Here is an 18,074-nt window from a genome sequence, read left to right as displayed (position 1 = left end):
TCCTCGCTCTTCGGCGCTCAGTTGTTCGTAACTTCTGTTCATGCAAGCTCTTCCCTTGAGGATCGAGTGTGTTGCACTTCAGACTTGAAACCGCCAAGCAAAGAAAAGGCGACCCTGCTGTCTGCGTCCCTCCGCTTCGCTACGGGCAACCTGCGGTGCTCGACGTAGACGGGGGTCCGCAGAACTCGCTTCGCTCAAACAGCTGCGGCCCTGATCCCGTCTACGTCTGCGCTCCTCGGCGCAGCCAGAAGGGATGGGGGAGCCCAACAGGCCTTCGCTGCGCTCGGCCTTTGAACAGCCGATACCAAGCCGAGCGAAGCAAAGGCCCGAGTTGTCTCCAACCCCCTCTGGCTGCGCCGCGAAACGCGAGCACCGCAGGTTGCCCCTTCGCACAGCGAAGGGGTCGCAGACAGTGGGGTCGCCTTTCTTTTGCCTACTTTTCTTTGGCGAAGCAAAGAAAAGTAGGTCGCCCGCCGGGGCGAGTCCCGGCCCCGGAACAAAAACTAGGCAGCCAACCAGTGAACGCTAAAGAGCTTCTCAGGATCCGTCCAAACCGCAGCAGGCCTAAACCCAGCCCGAGCAGCCAAAGCCCGAAGCCCCTCAACAGTGAACTTATGCGAGTACTCGGTATGAATAGTCTCGCCCTCCTCAAACCCAAACCGTTCCCCATTCAACGAAACGCTCTGAGCCCGCCGGCTAACAAGATGCATCTCGATCCGCTGCCGAGGCGCGTTGTAGAACGCCGCATGCGCAAACCCATCGACATCGAAGTCCGCATCCAGCTCGGCATTCGCCCGACGCAGCAGATTGAGATTGAACTCCCCCGTAACCCCTTGCGCATCGTTGTAGGCCGCATGCAACCGCCCCGGATCCTTCACCAGATCCACCCCAATCAGCAGCCCACCTCCACGCAACATCCGAGCAGCCAGCTGCAAAAAGGCCAGCGCCTCCTCAGGCTCGAAGTTCCCAATAGTCGACCCCGGAAAAAATCCGACTCGCCGCCCCGAACCAGCCATAGGCGCAGGCAGCACCAGAGGCATCGTGTAGTCCGCAGCAATGGGCTGCACCACCAGCTTCGGATAGTCCGCCTTCAGCCGCTCGGCCGCAGCCTCCAGGTGCTCCCCTGAGATATCGATGGGCAGATAGCGCTTCGGCGCCTGCAGCGCATCGAGCAGCAGCCGCACCTTCGTGAGCGACCCCGCCCCGAACTCCACGATCTCCGCGTTCGGCCCGATCTGTTCGGCGATCTCCCCGGCGCATTCGCCAAGAATGCGCAGCTCGGTGCGCGTCGGGTAGTACTCCGGCAGCTCGCAGATGCGGTCGAACAGCTGCGACCCTGCTGCGTCGTAGAAAAACTTCGGCGAGATGCTGCGTGGCGAGCGCGCAAGCCCGGCTTGCATCTCCCGCCCGAACTCGGACAACGGCGTGGCGACCACTGGAGAAGAAGAAACACGCGGCTTCGCAGCAGGCGCGAACGACAGCGACGAGGAAGAAGTTGGATTGCGCATGATCAAAGGTCTTTCGCGAGCCGCAGCCCCGAGAACTGCCAGCGCGCCGCCGGCGGAAAGAAGTTGCGATAGCTGGGCCGCGTGTGCCCTGCCGGCGTGGCCACGCTGCCGCCTCGCAGCACCAGTTGCCCCACCATGAACTTGCCGTTGTATTCGGCCGCGATGCCGGGCATCGGACGGAAGCCGGGATACGGGTCGTACGACGAACGCGTCCACTGCCAGACATGCCCCGTCATCTGCGAGATGCCGGGTGCGTCGAACGCGGCTTCCCATTCGAATTCGGTCGGCAGCCGAGCGCCGGCCCATTCGGCGTACGCGGCGGCTTCATAGAAACTGAGCTGCGATACGGGTGCATCGGCCTCCATCGGCCGCACGCCGTGCAGGCCGAACACCTGCCAGCCTGCATTGCCCTGCTGCTGCGCGCCAAGGCCAAGGCGTGGATCGTCCGGCTCGAGCCAGTACGCCGGATGCCTCCAACCGTTCGCCTGCACGGCGGCCCAGCCATCGGACAGCCAGAGCTCGGCCCGTTGATAGCCGCCGTCCGCGATGAACTGCGCGTAGTCGCCGCAGTTCACCAGCCGGTCGGCAATCGCATAGGGCTGCAGCAGGGCCTTGTGGCGCGGGGTCTCGTTGTCGAAGGAAAAGCCCGGCCCCGCGAACCCCACTTCGAGTACGCCGCCGGCTTGCTCGATCCAGCGCACGGCGGGCGGCACGGCAGCCAGCCGCAGCGCGGGCCCGCTCGCGGGCTTGTAGGCGGGCAGCAGCGGGTTGCACGACAGTGCGTGCAGGATGTCGGTGAGCAGCAGTTCCTGGTGCTGCTGCTCGTGGTTCAGCCCGAGCGTGACGATGGGCTCGACGGTGGCCCAGTCCAGCCCGCCCTCTTCGAGCAGCGCGACCACGGCCTCGTCCACATGGCGGCGGTAGGCATGCACCTCGTCCACCGAAGGCCGTGTGAGCAGTCCGCGCTGCGGCCTCGGATGCCGCGGCCCGAGCGCCTCGTAGTACGAGTTGAAGAGGTAATGAAAACGCGCGTCGAAGGGCTGGTAGCCGCCGGAATGCGGCTGCAGCAGCACGGTCTCGAAGAACCACGTGGTGTGCGCGAGGTGCCACTTGGTCGGGCTCGCGTCGGGCATCGACTGGATGCACTGGTCTTCGGCGGAAAGCGGAGCGGCAAGCGCCAGGCTCGTGGCGCGCACCTCGCGAAACCTGTCGCGCAGTGTGCTCGCCGCCTGTGTGATCGGCCGGGAAAGCGTCATGGGGTCTCCAGTCGGGTCAGCCGCAAGTTTTAGCCCATCCGGGCTGCGGCGGCGCGTAGGACAAAACGCCGCCGCCCTGCCGCCGGCACTTCGGCAAAGGGCAGCCACTGTGGCACAAGATTCGAGGCCTTGCAGGCGGCTGCGTATCATCCGTGCGATGCAAACGACCAACCCCTCGGGCAGGCCCAAAGTCGTCATCGTCGGCTGCGGATTCGGCGGACTCGAAGCGGCACGCAAGCTGCAGAGCGCCGACGTGGACGTGACGGTGATCGACAAGACCAACCACCACCTGTTCCAGCCGCTGCTGTACCAGGTGGCAACCGCCGGGCTCGCCGCGCCGTCGATCGCGGCGCCGGTGCGCGCGCTGTTCCGCAAGCAGCCGAACATCACGACGCTGCTGGGCGAGGTGGGCGGCATCGATCCGGCCACGCGATCGGTGCAACTGGCCAATGGGGACCGCGTGCCGTACGACCACCTCATCGTCGCGGCCGGTGCCACGCACAGCTATTTCGGGCACGACGAATGGGCGCCCATGGCCCCGGGCCTGAAGACGCTGGCCGATGCCTTCGAGATCCGCCGCCGCGTGCTGCTGTCGTTCGAGAGCGCCGAGGTCGCGGCCGACCTGGAGCGCCGTCGCGCCCTGCTCACCTTCGTGGTGATCGGTGCCGGCCCCACGGGCGTCGAGATGGCCGGAACGCTGGCCGAGATCGCCAAGCACACGCTGTCGGGCGAGTTCCGCCACATCGACCCCGCCAGCGCGCAGGTGCTGCTGGTCGAAGGCGGCCCGCGCGTGCTGCAGGCCATGCCCGAGTCGCTGAGCCAGAAGGCACTCGAACAGCTGGAGAAACTGGGCGTCGAAGTGCGGCTCAACGCGCGCGTGACGTCCATCGATGCCACCGGGCTCGAAGTGCAGACCGGTGGTGGCGCAGACGGTGCACCGGTCGCCAGCTACCGAATCGATAGCAGCTGCGTGGTGTGGGCGGCGGGTGTGGCGGCCTCGCCGCTGGGCCGCATGCTGGGCACGGCCACCGGCGTCGAATGCGATCGCGCGGGCCGCATCAAGGTCGAGCCCGACCTGAGCCTGGCGGGCCATCCCGAGATCAGCGTGGTCGGCGACCTCGCCGCCGCCATGAGCCATGCGCCCGGCAAGCCGCCCAAGCCCGTGCCCGGCGTATCGCCCGGCGCCAAGCAGATGGGACGCGCAGCGGCCGCCAACATCCTGCGCCGCATTGCGGGCCAGCCGACGGTGCCGTTCCGCTATGCGGACTACGGCAACCTCGCGACCATCGGCCGCAATTCGGCGGTGGTCGACCTGGGCACGCCCTTCGGCCCGCTGCGTTTCAGTGGCCGGCTCGCGTGGCTGTTCTGGCTGTTCGCGCACGCGTATTTCCTGATCGGCTTTCGCAACCGCATCGTCGTGATGATGGACTGGGCCGGCGCCTACTGGAGCTTCCAGCGCAACGCGCGCGTGGTGGCAGACGTGCAGGGCAAGAGCGAGTCCTGAGCAAGGAGATCACGCGAAATGTCGCTGGCCTTGTGGATCGTGGTGCATGCCGCCGAAGCGCTCTTCTGCCTCTGGGTGCTGCGCTGGGGCGGTGCCGAACGGCTCGAAGGCAGTTTCGCCTCGGGCCTTGTCAGCAACTTCGCGCCGCGCTGGAGCGCCGAGGGGCTGCGCATGGCGGCGCTGATCCTGCTGGTCTTCTGCGCCATCACTTTCGTCGTGGGCCTGTTCGTGCCCTCGCTGCGCTGCTGGGTCGGCGGCTCCTGCTGAGCACCGCCAACCCACCCTACTCCATCAGGTCCCGATCACGCCGCCGTCGTTCTTCGTGATGGCGATGGTCGCCGAGCGCGGGCGGCCCGCGCCGTCGGGCCACTTCGACACGGCAAGCGGACGGTCCGGGTCGCTGCGCTCGTTGGCCGGCTCGCCCGGGTGCTGGATGTTGATGAACAGCGTGCGCAGATCCGGCGTGGCCGTGAGCCCGGTGATCTCGCAGCCGGCCGGGCCGAGCAGGAAGCGGCGGATTTCGCCCTTGGTCGGGTCGCAGGCCAGCATCTGGTTGTTGGGCAGGTTGGCGTACTCGCCCTTGCCCAGCGTGGAAGTCGACACGTCGGTCTCGATCCACAGCACGCCGCGCGCATCGACCATCAGGCCGTCGGGGCTGCCGAAGGTGTCGCCCTTGATGTTGCCCTGCGCTTCATAGCGGGTCTGCTTCGGGTCGCCCGCGAGCACGAGGTGGTTCCACGCGAACTTGGTCGCGTCGAGGTCGCCGGTTTCCTTCCAGCGGATGATCTGGCCCATCGTGTTGTTGGAGCGCGGATTGGCCGCGTCCATGAAGGGCTGGCCGGCGCCGCCGCGGTTGCTGTTGTTGGTCAGCGTGCAGTAGACCTCCTTGGTGAGCGGGTCTACGGTGGTCCACTCGGGGCGGTCCATCTTGGTGGCGCCCAGCAGGTCGCTGGCCTGGCGTGCCTTGATGAGCACGTCGCCTTGCGTGGTGAAGCCCTTGTCGGCCACCAGGCCGTTCTTTCCCTGCACCAACGGCAGCCATTCGCCGGTGCCGTCCACGTCGAAGCGGCCGACGTACAGCGTGCCGTGGTCGAGCAGGTCGCGGTTGGCCGCGGCGCCGCCGGGTTTGACGCTGTCGCGGCTCACGAACTTGTAGATGTATTCGAAGCGCGAGTCTTCGCCCATGTAGATGACGGCGCGGCCGTCGTTGGTGAGCGCGGTGGCGGCGCCTTCGTGCGCGGCGCGGCCGAGCGCGGTGCGCTTGCGCGGCGTCGAGGTGGGGTCTTGCGGATCGATCTCGACCACCCAGCCGTAGCGGTTCGATTCGTTCGGGTTCTTCGACACATCGAAGCGCGCTTCATGCTCGTGCCAGCGGTACTTCGCACCATTGCCCTTCCTGATGCCCCAGCGCTTCTGGTGGGCGTCGGGCGTGTCGGTGCCTTCGAAGTAGTCGGCGAAGTTTTCTTCGCAGGTCAGGTACGTGCCCCACGGCGTGTGGCCGTTCGAGCAGTTGTTGAAGGTACCCAGCACCTGCGTGCCCGACGGGTCGGCGGCGGTGCGCAGCATGGCGTGGCCGGCTGCGGGGCCGGTGAGCGTCATCGGCGTCAGGGCGGTGATGCGGCGCGCGAAGCGCGAGGGTGCAAGCTGCGTCCACTTGCCGCCGTCGCGCTGCAGCTCGATGACCGACACGCCGTGCGCATTCATCGACTTGCGCACCTTCTCGGGCGTCCAGGTCTTCATGCCGTCGGTGTGCAACAGGCCGTCGTCGACGTATTCGTGGTTCAGCACCAGCAGGCCGCGGTTGGAGCCATCGATCGGAAAGAAGGCCATGCCGTCGTGGTGCATGCCGGCCTGCAGCGCCTGCTCTTCAGCGGTGTTGGAGCCGTCGGTCTTGAAGGCGGGCATGGCGCCCGCGATGCCGGTGGCGTCGCCCCAGCGGTAGAGCACCTGGGTGCTGTAGCCCTCGGGCACGACCACGGTGTCGACGGCGGCCATCGGCACGCTCTTGAAACCGATGGCACGGCCCAGCGAACCCGCCGTGCCGCCTGTTGCCGCACACCCGGCCAGCGGGCCGAACAGCCCCGCAATCGCGGCAGCGAGGCCGCCTTGCACGAGCATGCGCCGCTTCGGGTCGGACACTTCGTGGATCGTGGGGTTGGCGGACGGGTTGGAGTCCTCCATGCGGGCGAAGTCTTTGGCCATGCTCTTGTCGTCGTGGGGTTACGGAGCCGGGCATAGTGTCGCCGCCTCGTGAATTCCGCATGACACGGGCCTGTAACAGGAACTCAGAAGAAGCCGCCCCAATGCGGCTGCTCGCCGCGCTGGCGCTTGCGCCAGTCCCAGGGCGGCGTGGGCTTCGAGTCGGCCCACAGGCCGGCGTGCCGGGCACGCGCGCTGTCCTGCAGCTTGAACAGCCCGCCGCCGCGTTTGGTGGCCAGGTGGTTGTAGTCGTACACCCAGGCCCAGCCTTCGGACACCATGCGGCTGCCGGCGTCCTCGCCGTTGCAGCGCACGTCGGCCACCGTGCGGCCATAGCGGTCGGTGTCGATCTCGGTGATGAGCGCCCGCTCGCGAAAGCAGATGTTGCTCAGCGCCTGCTTGCTGCGCTGGCCGTAGGGCTGGGCTTTTTCGGGCGCGTCGATGGCGGCGATGCGCACCTTCACGCGCTCGTAGGCGCCGATGCGGCCGCAGCGGGCGGTGAGCGTGTCGCCGTCGCTGATGCCCACGACGAGGCAGGTACGGGGAGCGGCTTGGCTCAGGAAGGGAGAAAAGGCAAGAAGGCAGGAAAGCAGCAGCGCGCGTGAATGCATGAAGAAGCGGGGAGATAGGCAGAATGGCAGGACCGATCGAGGCTAAGTGATCCACCCGGCGGAACCGATCGGTACACAGACTTTTTCTTTTGAACCACGCTTCGAAGGAGAGCACGCACCATGCAAGAACCTACCCAGGACGACTGGTTCCTTGCGGCCAACGACGCATGGGACGCTGGCGCGCACAAGAAGGCCCTCTCGCTGTTCCTCAAGGCCGCAGCCGCGGGCGAGACCCACGCGCTCAACAGCGTCGGCTATTTCCTCGACCACGGCATCGGCGTGAAGAAGAACCCCGCGGCCGCGCGCGACTGGTACCGCAAGGCCGCCAAGGCGGGCGACGTGGCGGGGTGCGCCAACCTCGCCATCTGCTACCGCGACGAGGGCAATTTCCGCTGGGCGCGCTTCTGGTTCGAGAAGGCCTATGCGCAGGGCGACGGCGATGCAGCGCTGGAGCTGGGACGGCTCTTCCTGTGGGAAGGGCCGAACCAGAATCGGCACAAGGTGGTGGACTACCTGGGCAAGGCGGTGGCCTCGCAGTCCATCACTCCGAACGGACGCACGGAGGCGGGGGCGCTGCTGAAGTCGCTGGGCCTCATCAAGTGAAGCGCGCTCACTTCGCCGCGTTCTCGTCCTCCTGCAGCAACCGCCACATCACCTTCCCGCTGCCGCTCTTCGGCAGCGCATCGACGAACTGCACCTTGCGCGGAATCTTGTAGACAGCCATGTTCTCGCGGCACCAGTCGATGATCTGCTGCTCGGTCGTGTCCTTGTGCGTGGCGCGCAGCACCACGACGGCCTTGACCGACTCGCCGCGGTAGTCGTCCTTGGTCGAGATGACGCAGGCCTCCTGAATCGCGGGGTGGCGGAACATCAGCAGCTCGACCTCGGCCGGCCACACCTTGAAGCCGCTCGCGTTGATCATCCGCTTGAGACGGTCGGTGATGAAGAAGTAGCCGTCCTCGTCCATGCGGCCCATGTCGCCCGAGCGGAAGAAGCGCTTGCCCTCGAACTCGACGAATGCGGCGGCCGTGGCGTCGGGGCGCTTCCAGTAGCCCTGGAACACCTCGGGGCCGTGGATGATGATCTCGCCTGATTCGCCGATGGGCATCTCCTTCAGCGTGTCGGGGTCGACCACGCGCGCGTCGGTGCTCATGAACGGAATGCCCAGGCATTGCTGCTTGGGATGATCCGACGGGTTGGTGTGCGAGGGCGCCGCGGTTTCAGTGAGGCCATAGCCCTCCTGGTACTTCAGCCCGTACTGCTCGAGCAGGCGCTGCGCCACGGCCTGCGGCATCGCTGCGCCGCCACCGCCGATGTAGGTCATGCTCGACAGGTCATAGCTCGCGAAGTTGGGGCTGGCCATGAGGTCGATGACCATGGTCGGGATGTTGGTCCAGGCCGTTACCTTCCAGCGCGAGATCAGCCGGCCGGCCACGTCGCGGTCCCAGCGCGGCATGATGATCAGCGTGGCCGCCGCGAGGATGGCCGTGTGCATCATGCTCACCACGCCGGTGATGTGGAACATGGGCACAACGGCCAGCACCACCGTCTCCGAGGTCGACCCGCCCCACATCTGCCCGGAGACCGCGTTGTGCATCAGGCTCGAATGGTGGTGGATGCAGCCCTTGGGCAGACCGGTGGTGCCGCTGGTGTAGGGCAGCAGCGCCATGTCGTCGGCGCCCACCACGTGCTCGGGCGGCGGATGGCCGGCCTCGAGCGCGTCGGTCCAGGCGATGACCTTGCCCCCGTCCAGCGCGGGCAGCGGATGGCGGGTGGTGAGCCAGTCTTTCCAGGCGGGGGCCGGGGCGTCGTCGCCCGACGCGTCGGCGTCGAAGGCGTCGGTGAACTGGGTCACGATCATGTGGGCGAGCCGCTGCTCTGCCGGCAAGGCGTTGCTGGCCTTGGCCAATTCGGGCGCCAGGTCGCCGGTGATGATGGCCACCTTGGCGTCGGGATCGGTGATGTAGTGCTTGAGCTCCTCGGCCCGGTTCATCGGGTTGACCGGCACCACCACCGCATTGGCGCGCAGGATCGCGAAATGCGCGATCACCAGCTGCGGGCAGTTCTGCATGTCCAGGATCACGCGGTCGCCGCGCTTCACGCCCAGCGCATGCAGCGTGCCAGCCAGGCGCTCGGCCTGGGCGGCGAACTCGCGGTAGCTGATCACGCGGCCGAAGAACACGAGCGCGGGCTTGTCGGGATAGCGTGCGGCCGAGGTGGCCAGGTTGTGCCAGAGGGAGGTGGCGGGGACGGTAATCGAATGCGGGAGGCGTTTGGGCCAGAACTTGTAATGCGGGCGTTGTTGCATGGTGAGTACAGGCGGGACAAAGAAAAGCGCGACAGCCCGCCAGCCTAAGCCGCCAAGGCCGCCGCTCCCATCGGGGAAGCCCCCGGAGCGTCGCCTAGGTGACGCCATTTCTTCTCACATGCGCAACCTTCTGCTCTCGCGCCTTGCGACTACAGACACGGGCCGCCTTCCGCGCGATACCTGTCAGCCCCCCACCCACCGAATGAAGGAACTCACATGGCAGCAGAAAAGCACGCAAGCGTTCACTGGGAAGGCGCCGGCAAGACCGGCAAGGGCCAGGTCAGCACCGAGACCGGCGCCCTGAAAAACTACCCCTACGGCTTCGCCAGCCGCTTCGAGGACGACAAGCGCGGCACGAACCCCGAGGAAATCGTCGGCGCCGCGCACGCCGCCTGTTTCACGATGGCCTTCGCCTTCGCGCTCGAAAGAGAAGGCCTGGCCGCCACGAAGATCGATACCAGGGCGGCCGTGCGGCTGGCCAAGGACGGCGACGGCTTCAAGATCGACCGTATTGCGCTCGAACTCGACGCCTCCGTGCCGAACCTCGACGAGGCCAGGTTCCAGCAGATCGCGGCCGCCGCCAAGGCCGGCTGCCCGCTGTCGAAGGCGCTGGCGAGCGTGCCCGAGATCACGCTGAAGGCCACGCTGGCCAGCTGAGTGCGCTGCTTATGATCGTCTCCCAATAAAAAGGAGACGGATCATGAACAAGCCTGCCCGGACCGCGCTCGCGGTCCTTTCTTTCGCCCTCGGCACAGCCGCGATGGCGGCCTACCCCGACAAGCCGATCAAGGTCGTCATCGGCTTTCCGGCCGGTGGCCCGCTCGACCAGCACGCGCGCCTGCTCACCGACAAGCTGCAGGCCGTGCTCGGCCAGCCGCTGATCGTCGACTACAAGCCCGGCGCGGGCGGCTCGGTCGGCGCCGACGCGGTCGCCAAGAGCCCGGCCGACGGCTACACGCTGATGCTGGCCAACACCGGCGTGGCCGTGATCAACGGCGCGCTCTACAGCAAGCTGCCCTACAACACGCAGCGCGACTTCGTGCCCATCGCGCGCACCGCCATGCAGCCGCTGGCGCTGCTGGTCACGCCCAAGCTGCCGGCGCAGAACCTCAAGCAGTTCGTCGACTACGCCAAGGCGCGGCCGGGCCAGGTCAACTACGGCTCGGCCGGCAACGGCGGCATCAGCCACCTGGTGCCCGAGATGTTCAAGACCGCGACGGGCATCTTCATGGTGCACATCCCCTACCGCGGCAGTGCGCCGGCCTTCACCGACCTGATGGGCGGGCAGGTGCAGTTCATGGCCGAGTCGATTCCGCAAGCCGCCAACTATCACAAGCAGGGCAAGGTGCGCGCACTGGCCGTGACCAGCCGCGAGCGCAACCCCGCCCTGCCCGACGTGCCGACCGTGATCGAGTCGGGCGTCAAGGGCTTCGAGGTGGTGGGCTTCTATGGCTTCTTCGCGCCGAAGGACACGCCGAAAGATGTGGTCGCCAAACTCAGCGACGCATTCAGGCAGGTGCTGAACAACCCCGAGGTGCGCGACCGCATGGTGAGCCAGGGCGCAGACCCGGCCTTCCTGGGCAGCGAGGATTTCGCACGCTTCCTGGCGACGGAAACGCCGCGCTGGGAAAAGGCCGTGAAGGCGTCGGGCGCGCGGATGGACTGATTCCGCACGCCTTCAGCGCGGCTCAGCGCGGGGTGGCCGCGTGCCGCTCCAGTTGCCCGCGGTCCAGAAGCTCGATGCTGCGGTAGCGCACGCGCAGCGTGCCGTCTTCTTCCCACAGCTTCAATTGCCGGTTCACGCTCTGGCGCGACACGCCGAGCATGAACGACAGGTCTTCCTGCGACACGCCCAGCAGCGTGCCGCCGCCCTCGCCCGGGCTTTGGGCGCGCGCGTCCAGCGTGAGCAGCCGGTGCGCGAGCCGCACCTGCAGCGGCATCAGGATCACGTCGTCGATCCACGCCAGCGCCTGGCGCAGCCTCAGGCAGACCAGCCGGGTGAAGGCCATGTGCACGTCGGGATGTTCGGCCACCAGCCGGTGGAAGTCGGCCGCCGCGACCACCGCCATCTCGGTCGTGTCGGCCGCGCAGGTGTCGTAGACGCGCTCGCGCCCGACCAGCAGCGACACCTCGCCGAACCAGTGGCCGGGTTCGAGCATCGCGATCACCGCCTCGCGCCCGCCCGGCGCGACCACGCTCACGCGCAACGAACCGCTGACCACGCCGAACAGCGCATCGGGCGACGACCCCTTGTGAAAGAGCGACTCGCCGCGCGCCAGCATGCGCCGGTGCGCCACGGCGAGCAGCCGCTGCTGCACGTCCCCGGCCAGCCGCATGTCGCTGTTGTGCACCGGTGACGGCTGCGCGTCCGGCGCGGCGCTGGTGGCGTTGGATGAAGGGAGCGTGCGTGGCATCGCGGGTTTGTCCCGAGCGGCGATTGCCAACACCGGACAGTCTTGTTGCAGGAGCGTGCCGATAGTAAGCAGCGAGCCCGGACCTGCGCATTCGCAGCAACCCGATGTCACCTGTCATCCCTGTCACATGGAGCACACCCCGATGAACGACAACAACACCCCACGCACCGAACTTCAAGCCCGCCGCGAGCGCCTCGTGCTCGACCACTTCGCCGACGAGACCCGGCAGGACTTCGACGCCGTGCTCGGCACCTTCCCGCATCCGCACTACGAGCTGATTCCCAGCGGCGAAGTGCACGACGGCATTGCCGACGTGCGCCAGTACTACGCCGACACGCGCCGCGCCTTTCCCGACCAGCGGCACGAGATCATCCAGTTGCGGCACGCCGACGATTCGGTGGTCGTCGAGTTCTGGCTGCTGGGCACGCACCGCGGTCCGCTCAAAGGCCTGCCGCCGACAGGCAACAGCTTTCGCTGCCGCATGAACGCGTTCTTCATCTTCGAAGGCGACCGGCTGGTGTGCGAGCGCGTGTACTTCGACACGCTGACGATGCTTCGGCAGCTGCTGGCCGGTGTGCCCGCGGAGCATGTCGCCGCGCTGGTAGGCGGGTTGCTGGGGCAGCCAGCCGCAACTCGCGCACCCGAGGCGGCGGCTGCATGACTGCGCTGCGCAACGATGCGCTCGCAGGCCGCCACGCCATCGTGACGGGCGGCGCGCGCGGCATCGGCCTTGCAATAGCGCGGCGCTATCTGGCAGCCGGCGCCAGCGTCGCGCTGTGGGACCTCGATGCGTCAGTACTGGCAAATGCGCTGCGAACGCTCGCGCCGCTCGGCACCGCCACCTCGGCAGTCGTCGACGTGCGCGACGAAGATCAGGTCGCCCGCGCCGCCGCCCAGTCGCAGGAACGCTTCGGCGGCATAGACATCCTCGTGAACAACGCCGGAGTGCTCGGGCCGACCGTGCCTGCCTGGGAGCACACGCCCGCGCAGTGGCGCAACGTGCTCGACATCAACCTGACGGGCGCGTGGCTGTGCTGCCGCGCGGTCGCACCGGTGATGCTCGCCCGCCGGCGTGGCCGCATCGTCAACATCGCCTCGGTTGCCGGCAAGGAGGGCAACGGCTTCAACGCCGCCTACTCGGCCTCCAAGGCCGGGCTCATTTCGCTGACCAAGTCGCTGGGCAAGGAGCTGGCTGCATCGGGCGTGCTGGTGAACTGCATCACGCCCTCGGCGGCCGACACCGAAGTGTTCGCGGCTGTGCCCGCCGAGCACCGCGAACAGCTGCGCACCGCCCTGCTCTCGCGCGTGCCCATGGGGCGCTTCGTCGAGGTCGACGAGGTGGCTGCGATGGCGGCATGGCTGGCGTCGGACGACTGCTCTTTCAGCACCGGCGCGGTGTTCGACATTTCGGGCGGCCGCTCGATGTACTGAGAGCCTGCGCGCCAAAAGCCAAGGAGAACTTCCCATGACCCGAGACCCCGACCCAACCGGCTTCGCACACCTGGCGGATTTCGACGGCACCCGCGACGCCGCCATGCCGCAAGACCGCCTGCGCGCCATCCGCCGCTCAGCCGAAGGCCTGCGCGAACGCCTGCTCGATGCGCCGCCGGTGCGCTTCGCGCGCAGCTTCAACCTGCTGCGCATTCCGTACCCCGCATGGTTCGCCTTCACCGGCGTGTATTCGCAGCAGCTGCTCAAGCCGCACATGGTCCACCTGCTGGCGCGCACCGTGCTGATCCAGTACGACGACTTCGAGGGCCGCCTGCGCACACTGCTGTTCACGCCGGCCGACTTCGAGGCCGGCAACGAAACGCCCTACTTCAAGCGCCTGGGCGAGCAAACGCCGAAATTTCTGCACAAGGCCATCGCACCGGTCTACCAGACTGTCCTGCAGGCGCTGGCAAGCTGCGGCGTCGCGCCGGAGCAAGTCGACTTCATCACCTACGACCACCTGCACACGCAGGACGTACGCCGCTGGCTCGGCAGCGCCGCCATGCCGGGCCTGCTGCCGAACGCCAGGCTGCTGGTGCACCGCCAGGAACTCGCCAGCGTGCAAGGCTTGCTGCCGGTGCAGGCCGAGTGGTACTGCCCGCACGGGCTCGAAGGCGTGCCGGCCGAGCGCATCGTGCCCTTCGACGGCAGCATCCAGCTGGGCCGCGGCCTTGCGCTGGTGTATACGCCGGGCCACACAGAGGGCAACCATTCGCTGGTCTACCGCATCGCCGACGGCCTGCGCGTGAGCAGCGAGAACGGCGTGGCGGCCGACAGCTGGGCGCCGCTGCAGTCGCGGCACAACGGCATCCGCCGCTACGCGCAGGCTACCGGCGCGGAGGTGATCCTTAACGGCAACACGCAGGAAAGCAGCAACGACCAGTACCTGTCGATGGTGCTGGAGAAGACTCTCGCCGGCACCTCGTCCTCGCACGGGTTCAGCAATGTCGTGCCGTCGGCCGAATGCTCGCCGCACTGGCTGTTTCCGGGCGCGCCGGCCAGCCACCTGTGGGGCGAGACCTGCTTCGGCACGCCCACCGTCGCCTGAAACGCCGCCGCCGCAGGAACAACACAGAAGGAGACACAGACGATGAACACCGCCACCCTCGATGCCGCGGACGCACGCACGCCGGCCGACACCACCGACGCCGCGCTCTTCCGCAAGATCACCTGGCGCCTGATGCCGCTGCTGTGCGCCTGCTACGTGCTGAACTATCTCGACCGCACCAATGTCGGCTATGCACAGCTGCAGATGAAGGACCAGCTGGGCTTCAGCGACGCGGTGTTCGGCCTGGGCGCGGGCATATTCTTCATCGGCTATGCGGTGTTCGAGATTCCGAGCAACCTGATGCTCGCGAAGATCGGCGTGCGCGCAACGCTGCTGCGCATCATGGGCCTGTGGGGGCTGGCATCGGCGGCGATGATGTTCGCAACCACGCCCACGCAGTTCTACGTGCTGCGCTTTCTCATCGGCGTGTTCGAGGCCGGCTTCGCGCCGGGCGTGCTGTTTTACCTGACGCTGTGGTTCCCGTCGCACCGCCGCGCACAGGCCACCGCGCTGTTCTTCATGGCTTTCGGCGCGGCGCCCATCGTGGCAGGGCCGATCGCCGGGCTCACCATGACCTACCTGGACGGCGTGCTGTCGATGCGCGGCTGGCAGTGGCTGTTCCTGCTCGAAGGCATTCCGAGCGTGCTGCTGGGCGTGGCGGCGTTCCGCTGGCTGTCGAACAGTCCGTCGCAGGCGGCCTGGCTGTCCGCAGCCGAGAAGCAGCGCGTGACGCGCCTGCTGGCCGAAGACCAGGCCGCGAACGGCGCCACCGGGCGCCACACCTTCGGTGCGGCCATGCGCGACGCCCGGGTCTGGCTGATCGGCTTCATGTCGTTCCTGATCATCCTGGGCATCTACGCCATGTCGTTCTGGCAGCCCACGATCCTGAAGTCGATGGGGCTCAGCGTGCTGCAGATCGGCTTCTATTCGGTCATTCCGGCGGTGGCGGGCATTGCGGCCAACATCGTCGTGGGGCGGCATTCGGACCGGTGCAAGGAGCGTCGCTGGCACTTTGCGCTGAGCGCAGTGGTGGGCGCCGCCGGGCTGGCGCTGACCACGCTCTTCATGCACAACGCCTTTGCCGCCGTGCTGTGCCTGGCGCTGGCGGCCATGGGCATTTCCGCCGCGTTCACAGTGCTCTGGTCGGTACCCGGCAATTTCATGTCGAAGAGCGCCGCGGCTGCGGGCATCGCGCTCATCAGCACCATCGGCGGGAGCGCAGGGCTGGTGGCGCCGATGATGGTCGGCGCGCTGAAGACGCTGACGGGCGGCTTCACCCTCAGCCTCTACGTGCTGAGCGGGGCACTGGTGCTGTCGGCATTGCTCATGCTTGTGGCCCTGCCGGCGAGCGCACTGGGCCGGGGACAAGCCCGGCGCTGAGCCCGCGCGCTCCTTTCGGGGTCATGTTCCATTTAGGTGCACAGATCTTGCATACCAGTTGGCACAGAAGCTGCTGGTATGCAGGCCTATGGCCATCTCCGCATCCGAAATCAGTGCACGCATCGTCGAGGCGGTGATGGCGCAGAAGCTCGCGCCGGGTTCGCGCCTGGGCGAGCAGCAGCTGGCGATGCTGTTCGACTGCAGCCGCACCATCGTGCGCGAGGCCCTCACGCGGCTGGCGGCGCGCGGCATCGTCACGGTGAGCGCGCGGCGCGGCTGGTTCGTCATCGAGCCCTCGCAGGACGAGGCGCGCGAGGCCTTCGAGGCGCGGCGCGTCATTGAGCTGGGCCTCATCCGCAGTGCGGGCAGCACCGGAAAGATCGAGAAGACCGCCCTGCGCCAATTGAAGGCGCACCTCCAGCGTGAAAAGGCCGCACTGAAAGAAAGCGACGTCGGCAACCGCAGCTTCCTGCTGGGCGACTTCCATGTGTGCCTGGCCGAATGCCTGGGCAACACGCTGCTGGCCGACACGCTGCGCGACTACACGGCGCGCACCACGCTGATCGCCATGCTCTACCAGTCCACGCACGACGCGGTGCAGTCGTGCGAAGACCACGTGCAGATCGTCGCGGCGCTGGAGCGCGGCGACCATGCCGCCGCCGAAGCATTGATGGCCGCGCACATCGGCACGGTGCAGTCGGCGCTGCGCGTGCAGGCGCCCACCGATCCGCTCGCGCAACTGCGCGATGCGCTGGCGCCGCTGCAAAACACCAATGCCGCCCCGGCGCCCAAGGCCAAAAAGCGCCGCAAGGCCGCCGACGCCGCGTCCCCCGATTCAGATTCTTCGACTTACCTAGGAGCCTTGCTATGACCTTCTCTGCATCCAAACGCCACCTCGCCCTTGCGCTTGCTTCAGTCGCCATGCTGGCTTCGGCCGGCGGCGCGTACGCCCAGAACGCACTCGACAACGTGCTCAAGGCCAAGACGATCAAGATCGCCGTGCCCACCGACTACCCACCCTACGGCTCGGTCGACAAGAACATGAAGCCGCAGGGCCTCGACGTTGAAATGGCCGAGCTCATCGCCGCCAAGCTCGGCGTGAAGGTCGAGCTGGTGCCCGTGACCAGCGCCAACCGCATTCCGTACCTGCAGACCAGGAAGGCCGATCTGGTGATCTCCACGCTGGGCAAGAACCCGGAGCGCGAGAAGGTGATCGAATTCACGTCGGCCTATGCGCCCTTCTTCCAGGCCGTGTACGCCGCCAAGAGCATGAAGCTCACCAGCTTCGCCGACATGGCCGGCAAGACCGTCGCCGTGACGCGCGGCGCGATGGAAGACCAGGAGCTGAACAAGGTAGCGCCGCCGAACGTCGACTACCGCCGCTTCGAGGACAACAACGCGACGATCGCCGCCTTCGTGGCCGGCCAGACGCAAACCCTCGCGACCAGCGCGGCGGTTGCTGGCGACATGCTCGCCAAGAATCCGAAGGTGAGCGCCGAGTTCAAGCTGCTGCTGAAAGACAGCCCCTGCTTCGTCGGCGTAGCCAAGGGCGAAACCGCGTTGAAGACCAAGGTCAACGAAATCATTGCCGCCGCCAAGAAGGACGGCACGCTGGACGCCATGTCGAAGAAGTGGCTGGGCAAGGCAGCCGGCGACCTGCCCATCTGATCGAACTGCGCGGCCATGAACATCGAGTTTGACTTTGGCGCGGTGCTCGCCGAATGGCCGCTGCTGCTGCGCGGCGTGGCGTGGACCGTCGGCCTCACCGCCGTGGGCACCGTGCTGGGCATGATCGTCGGCACCTTCTGCGCATGGGCGCGCTCGGGCGGCCCGAAGTGGCTGCGCGCCATCGTGGGCACCTATGTGGAGCTGATCCGCAACACGCCCTTCATCGTGCAGCTGTTCTTCATTTTCTTCGGGCTGCCGGCGGCGGGCGTCAAGCTTTCGCCGGAGGTGGCTTCGGTGATCGCGATGGTGATGAACCTGGGCGCGTATTCCACCGAGATCATCCGCGCCGGCATCGAGGCCACGCCCAAGGGGCAGATCGAGGCGGCCGTGAGCCTGGCGCTGAGCAAATCGCAGGTATTCCTGCGCGTGGTGCTGCCGCCGGCGCTGAAGAAGGTGTGGCCCGCGATGGTGAGCCAGATCGTCATCGTGATGCTGGGCTCCGCCGTGTGCGGGCAGATCTCGACCGAGGAGCTGAGCTACGCGGCCAACCTGATCCAGAGCCGCAACTTCCGCGCCTTCGAGGCTTTCATCATCGCCACACTGATCTACCTGGCGCTGTCGGTGGCGCTGCGGCGGCTGCTCGACTGGGCGGGGCCGAAGTTCTTCTTCGGCCGCTGACCGAATACC

Annotated in this window: 18 protein-coding genes; 12 read left to right on the top strand and 6 right to left on the bottom strand. The window is 67.2% G+C overall.

Annotated features, from left to right (window positions below; translation table 11 throughout):
* Positions 1-503 precede the first annotated feature (503 nt).
* Together egtD and egtB are read right to left on the bottom strand one after the other, a co-directional pair.
* Entirely contained in the window at positions 504-1,400 is an 897-nt protein-coding gene (egtD, locus tag BLV60_RS26740; RefSeq protein WP_256329591.1) for an L-histidine N(alpha)-methyltransferase, read from the bottom strand.
* A 110-nt stretch (positions 1,401-1,510) separates the two neighbouring features.
* On the bottom strand, positions 1,511-2,764 hold the full coding sequence (gene egtB, locus BLV60_RS26735; RefSeq protein WP_093058315.1) for an ergothioneine biosynthesis protein EgtB: 1,254 nt from the start codon (positions 2,762-2,764) through the stop codon (positions 1,511-1,513).
* Positions 2,765-2,921: 157 nt separating this feature from the next.
* Here egtB and BLV60_RS26730 point away from each other — a divergent pair, with 157 nt between their 5' ends.
* Together BLV60_RS26730 and BLV60_RS26725 are read left to right on the top strand one after the other, a co-directional pair.
* Positions 2,922-4,268: an NAD(P)/FAD-dependent oxidoreductase gene (locus BLV60_RS26730; protein ID WP_093058314.1), complete on the top strand. Its 1,347-nt coding sequence runs from the start codon at positions 2,922-2,924 to the stop codon at positions 4,266-4,268.
* An 18-nt stretch (positions 4,269-4,286) separates the two neighbouring features.
* Positions 4,287-4,535 (top strand): hypothetical protein, encoded by a 249-nt coding sequence (locus tag BLV60_RS26725; RefSeq protein WP_093058313.1) that lies wholly within the window; start codon positions 4,287-4,289, stop codon positions 4,533-4,535.
* A 24-nt stretch (positions 4,536-4,559) separates the two neighbouring features.
* Here the strand turns inward: BLV60_RS26725 and BLV60_RS26720 are convergent, their stop codons facing one another.
* Entirely contained in the window at positions 4,560-6,470 is a 1,911-nt protein-coding gene (locus BLV60_RS26720) for a PhoX family protein (protein WP_093058312.1), read from the bottom strand.
* An 83-nt stretch (positions 6,471-6,553) separates the two neighbouring features.
* Entirely contained in the window at positions 6,554-7,078 is a 525-nt protein-coding gene (locus tag BLV60_RS26715) for a thermonuclease family protein (protein ID WP_093058311.1), read from the bottom strand.
* 120 nt (positions 7,079-7,198) lie between these two features.
* On the opposite strand from BLV60_RS26715, the gene BLV60_RS26710 reads away from it, so the two are divergent.
* The gene (locus BLV60_RS26710) at positions 7,199-7,681 is read left to right on the top strand and encodes a tetratricopeptide repeat protein (protein ID WP_093058310.1); all 483 of its coding nucleotides are present in this window, start codon (positions 7,199-7,201) and stop codon (positions 7,679-7,681) included.
* Between the two features lie 7 nt (positions 7,682-7,688).
* Here BLV60_RS26710 and BLV60_RS26705 read toward each other — a convergent pair whose 3' ends face one another.
* Positions 7,689-9,386 carry a long-chain fatty acid--CoA ligase gene (locus tag BLV60_RS26705; protein WP_093058309.1) on the bottom strand — a complete coding sequence of 566 codons (1,698 nt, stop codon included), beginning with the start codon at positions 9,384-9,386 and terminating at the stop codon, positions 7,689-7,691.
* A 216-nt stretch (positions 9,387-9,602) separates the two neighbouring features.
* Between BLV60_RS26705 and BLV60_RS26700 the strand changes: the two genes are divergently transcribed.
* Positions 9,603-10,043: an OsmC family protein gene (locus BLV60_RS26700; RefSeq protein WP_093058308.1), complete on the top strand. Its 441-nt coding sequence runs from the start codon at positions 9,603-9,605 to the stop codon at positions 10,041-10,043.
* Positions 10,044-10,086: 43 nt separating this feature from the next.
* Positions 10,087-11,052 (top strand): Bug family tripartite tricarboxylate transporter substrate binding protein, encoded by a 966-nt coding sequence (locus tag BLV60_RS26695; protein WP_093058307.1) that lies wholly within the window; start codon positions 10,087-10,089, stop codon positions 11,050-11,052.
* A gap of 22 nt (positions 11,053-11,074) precedes the next feature.
* Here BLV60_RS26695 and BLV60_RS26690 read toward each other — a convergent pair whose 3' ends face one another.
* Complete coding sequence (locus BLV60_RS26690) at positions 11,075-11,800, bottom strand: Crp/Fnr family transcriptional regulator (RefSeq protein WP_093058306.1); 726 nt, start codon at positions 11,798-11,800, stop codon at positions 11,075-11,077.
* A 142-nt stretch (positions 11,801-11,942) separates the two neighbouring features.
* Between BLV60_RS26690 and BLV60_RS26685 the strand changes: the two genes are divergently transcribed.
* The 7 genes from BLV60_RS26685 to BLV60_RS26655 all read left to right on the top strand — a co-directional run bounded on the left by BLV60_RS26685 (position 11,943) and on the right by BLV60_RS26655 (position 18,065).
* Complete coding sequence (locus tag BLV60_RS26685) at positions 11,943-12,461, top strand: ester cyclase (protein ID WP_093058326.1); 519 nt, start codon at positions 11,943-11,945, stop codon at positions 12,459-12,461.
* Positions 12,458-13,231 (top strand): SDR family NAD(P)-dependent oxidoreductase, encoded by a 774-nt coding sequence (locus tag BLV60_RS26680; protein ID WP_093058305.1) that lies wholly within the window; start codon positions 12,458-12,460, stop codon positions 13,229-13,231. The genes BLV60_RS26685 and BLV60_RS26680 overlap by 4 nt, the downstream gene beginning before the upstream one ends.
* A 34-nt stretch (positions 13,232-13,265) precedes the next feature.
* Positions 13,266-14,339, top strand: a complete 1,074-nt coding sequence (locus BLV60_RS26675; protein ID WP_093058304.1) for an MBL fold metallo-hydrolase — start codon at positions 13,266-13,268, stop codon at positions 14,337-14,339.
* Between the two features lie 42 nt (positions 14,340-14,381).
* Positions 14,382-15,719 (top strand): MFS transporter, encoded by a 1,338-nt coding sequence (locus tag BLV60_RS26670; RefSeq protein ID WP_093058303.1) that lies wholly within the window; start codon positions 14,382-14,384, stop codon positions 15,717-15,719.
* Positions 15,720-15,807: 88 nt separating this feature from the next.
* Positions 15,808-16,590, top strand: a complete 783-nt coding sequence (locus BLV60_RS26665) for a GntR family transcriptional regulator (RefSeq protein WP_093058302.1) — start codon at positions 15,808-15,810, stop codon at positions 16,588-16,590.
* Entirely contained in the window at positions 16,587-17,387 is an 801-nt protein-coding gene (locus BLV60_RS26660; RefSeq protein WP_093058301.1) for a transporter substrate-binding domain-containing protein, read from the top strand. Before BLV60_RS26665 ends, BLV60_RS26660 begins: the two co-directional genes overlap by 4 nt.
* 15 nt (positions 17,388-17,402) lie before the next feature.
* Positions 17,403-18,065 carry an amino acid ABC transporter permease gene (locus tag BLV60_RS26655; RefSeq protein WP_093058300.1) on the top strand — a complete coding sequence of 221 codons (663 nt, stop codon included), beginning with the start codon at positions 17,403-17,405 and terminating at the stop codon, positions 18,063-18,065.
* Positions 18,066-18,074 lie beyond the last annotated feature (9 nt).

The organism is Variovorax sp. YR634, from assembly GCF_900106655.1.
Taxonomy (GTDB): domain Bacteria; phylum Pseudomonadota; class Gammaproteobacteria; order Burkholderiales; family Burkholderiaceae_C; genus Variovorax.
The sequence above is the reverse complement of the archived record's forward strand: the minus strand, read 5'-3'. Positions and strand labels throughout refer to the sequence as shown.

Coding starts and splice junctions, on each gene's coding strand:
- BLV60_RS26675 (WP_093058304.1), top strand. CDS start 13,266: ATGACCCGAGACCCCGACCCAACCGGCTTCGCACACCTGGCGGATTTC.
- BLV60_RS26670 (WP_093058303.1), top strand. CDS start 14,382: ATGAACACCGCCACCCTCGATGCCGCGGACGCACGCACGCCGGCCGAC.
- BLV60_RS26695 (WP_093058307.1), top strand. CDS start 10,087: ATGAACAAGCCTGCCCGGACCGCGCTCGCGGTCCTTTCTTTCGCCCTC.
- BLV60_RS26660 (WP_093058301.1), top strand. CDS start 16,587: ATGACCTTCTCTGCATCCAAACGCCACCTCGCCCTTGCGCTTGCTTCA.
- BLV60_RS26680 (WP_093058305.1), top strand. CDS start 12,458: ATGACTGCGCTGCGCAACGATGCGCTCGCAGGCCGCCACGCCATCGTG.
- BLV60_RS26715 (WP_093058311.1), bottom strand. CDS start 7,078: ATGCATTCACGCGCGCTGCTGCTTTCCTGCCTTCTTGCCTTTTCTCCC.
- BLV60_RS26730 (WP_093058314.1), top strand. CDS start 2,922: ATGCAAACGACCAACCCCTCGGGCAGGCCCAAAGTCGTCATCGTCGGC.
- BLV60_RS26690 (WP_093058306.1), bottom strand. CDS start 11,800: ATGCCACGCACGCTCCCTTCATCCAACGCCACCAGCGCCGCGCCGGAC.
- egtD (WP_256329591.1), bottom strand. CDS start 1,400: ATGCAAGCCGGGCTTGCGCGCTCGCCACGCAGCATCTCGCCGAAGTTT.
- BLV60_RS26685 (WP_093058326.1), top strand. CDS start 11,943: ATGAACGACAACAACACCCCACGCACCGAACTTCAAGCCCGCCGCGAG.
- BLV60_RS26710 (WP_093058310.1), top strand. CDS start 7,199: ATGCAAGAACCTACCCAGGACGACTGGTTCCTTGCGGCCAACGACGCA.
- BLV60_RS26665 (WP_093058302.1), top strand. CDS start 15,808: ATGGCCATCTCCGCATCCGAAATCAGTGCACGCATCGTCGAGGCGGTG.
- BLV60_RS26655 (WP_093058300.1), top strand. CDS start 17,403: ATGAACATCGAGTTTGACTTTGGCGCGGTGCTCGCCGAATGGCCGCTG.
- BLV60_RS26705 (WP_093058309.1), bottom strand. CDS start 9,386: ATGCAACAACGCCCGCATTACAAGTTCTGGCCCAAACGCCTCCCGCAT.
- BLV60_RS26725 (WP_093058313.1), top strand. CDS start 4,287: ATGTCGCTGGCCTTGTGGATCGTGGTGCATGCCGCCGAAGCGCTCTTC.
- BLV60_RS26720 (WP_093058312.1), bottom strand. CDS start 6,470: ATGGCCAAAGACTTCGCCCGCATGGAGGACTCCAACCCGTCCGCCAAC.
- egtB (WP_093058315.1), bottom strand. CDS start 2,764: ATGACGCTTTCCCGGCCGATCACACAGGCGGCGAGCACACTGCGCGAC.
- BLV60_RS26700 (WP_093058308.1), top strand. CDS start 9,603: ATGGCAGCAGAAAAGCACGCAAGCGTTCACTGGGAAGGCGCCGGCAAG.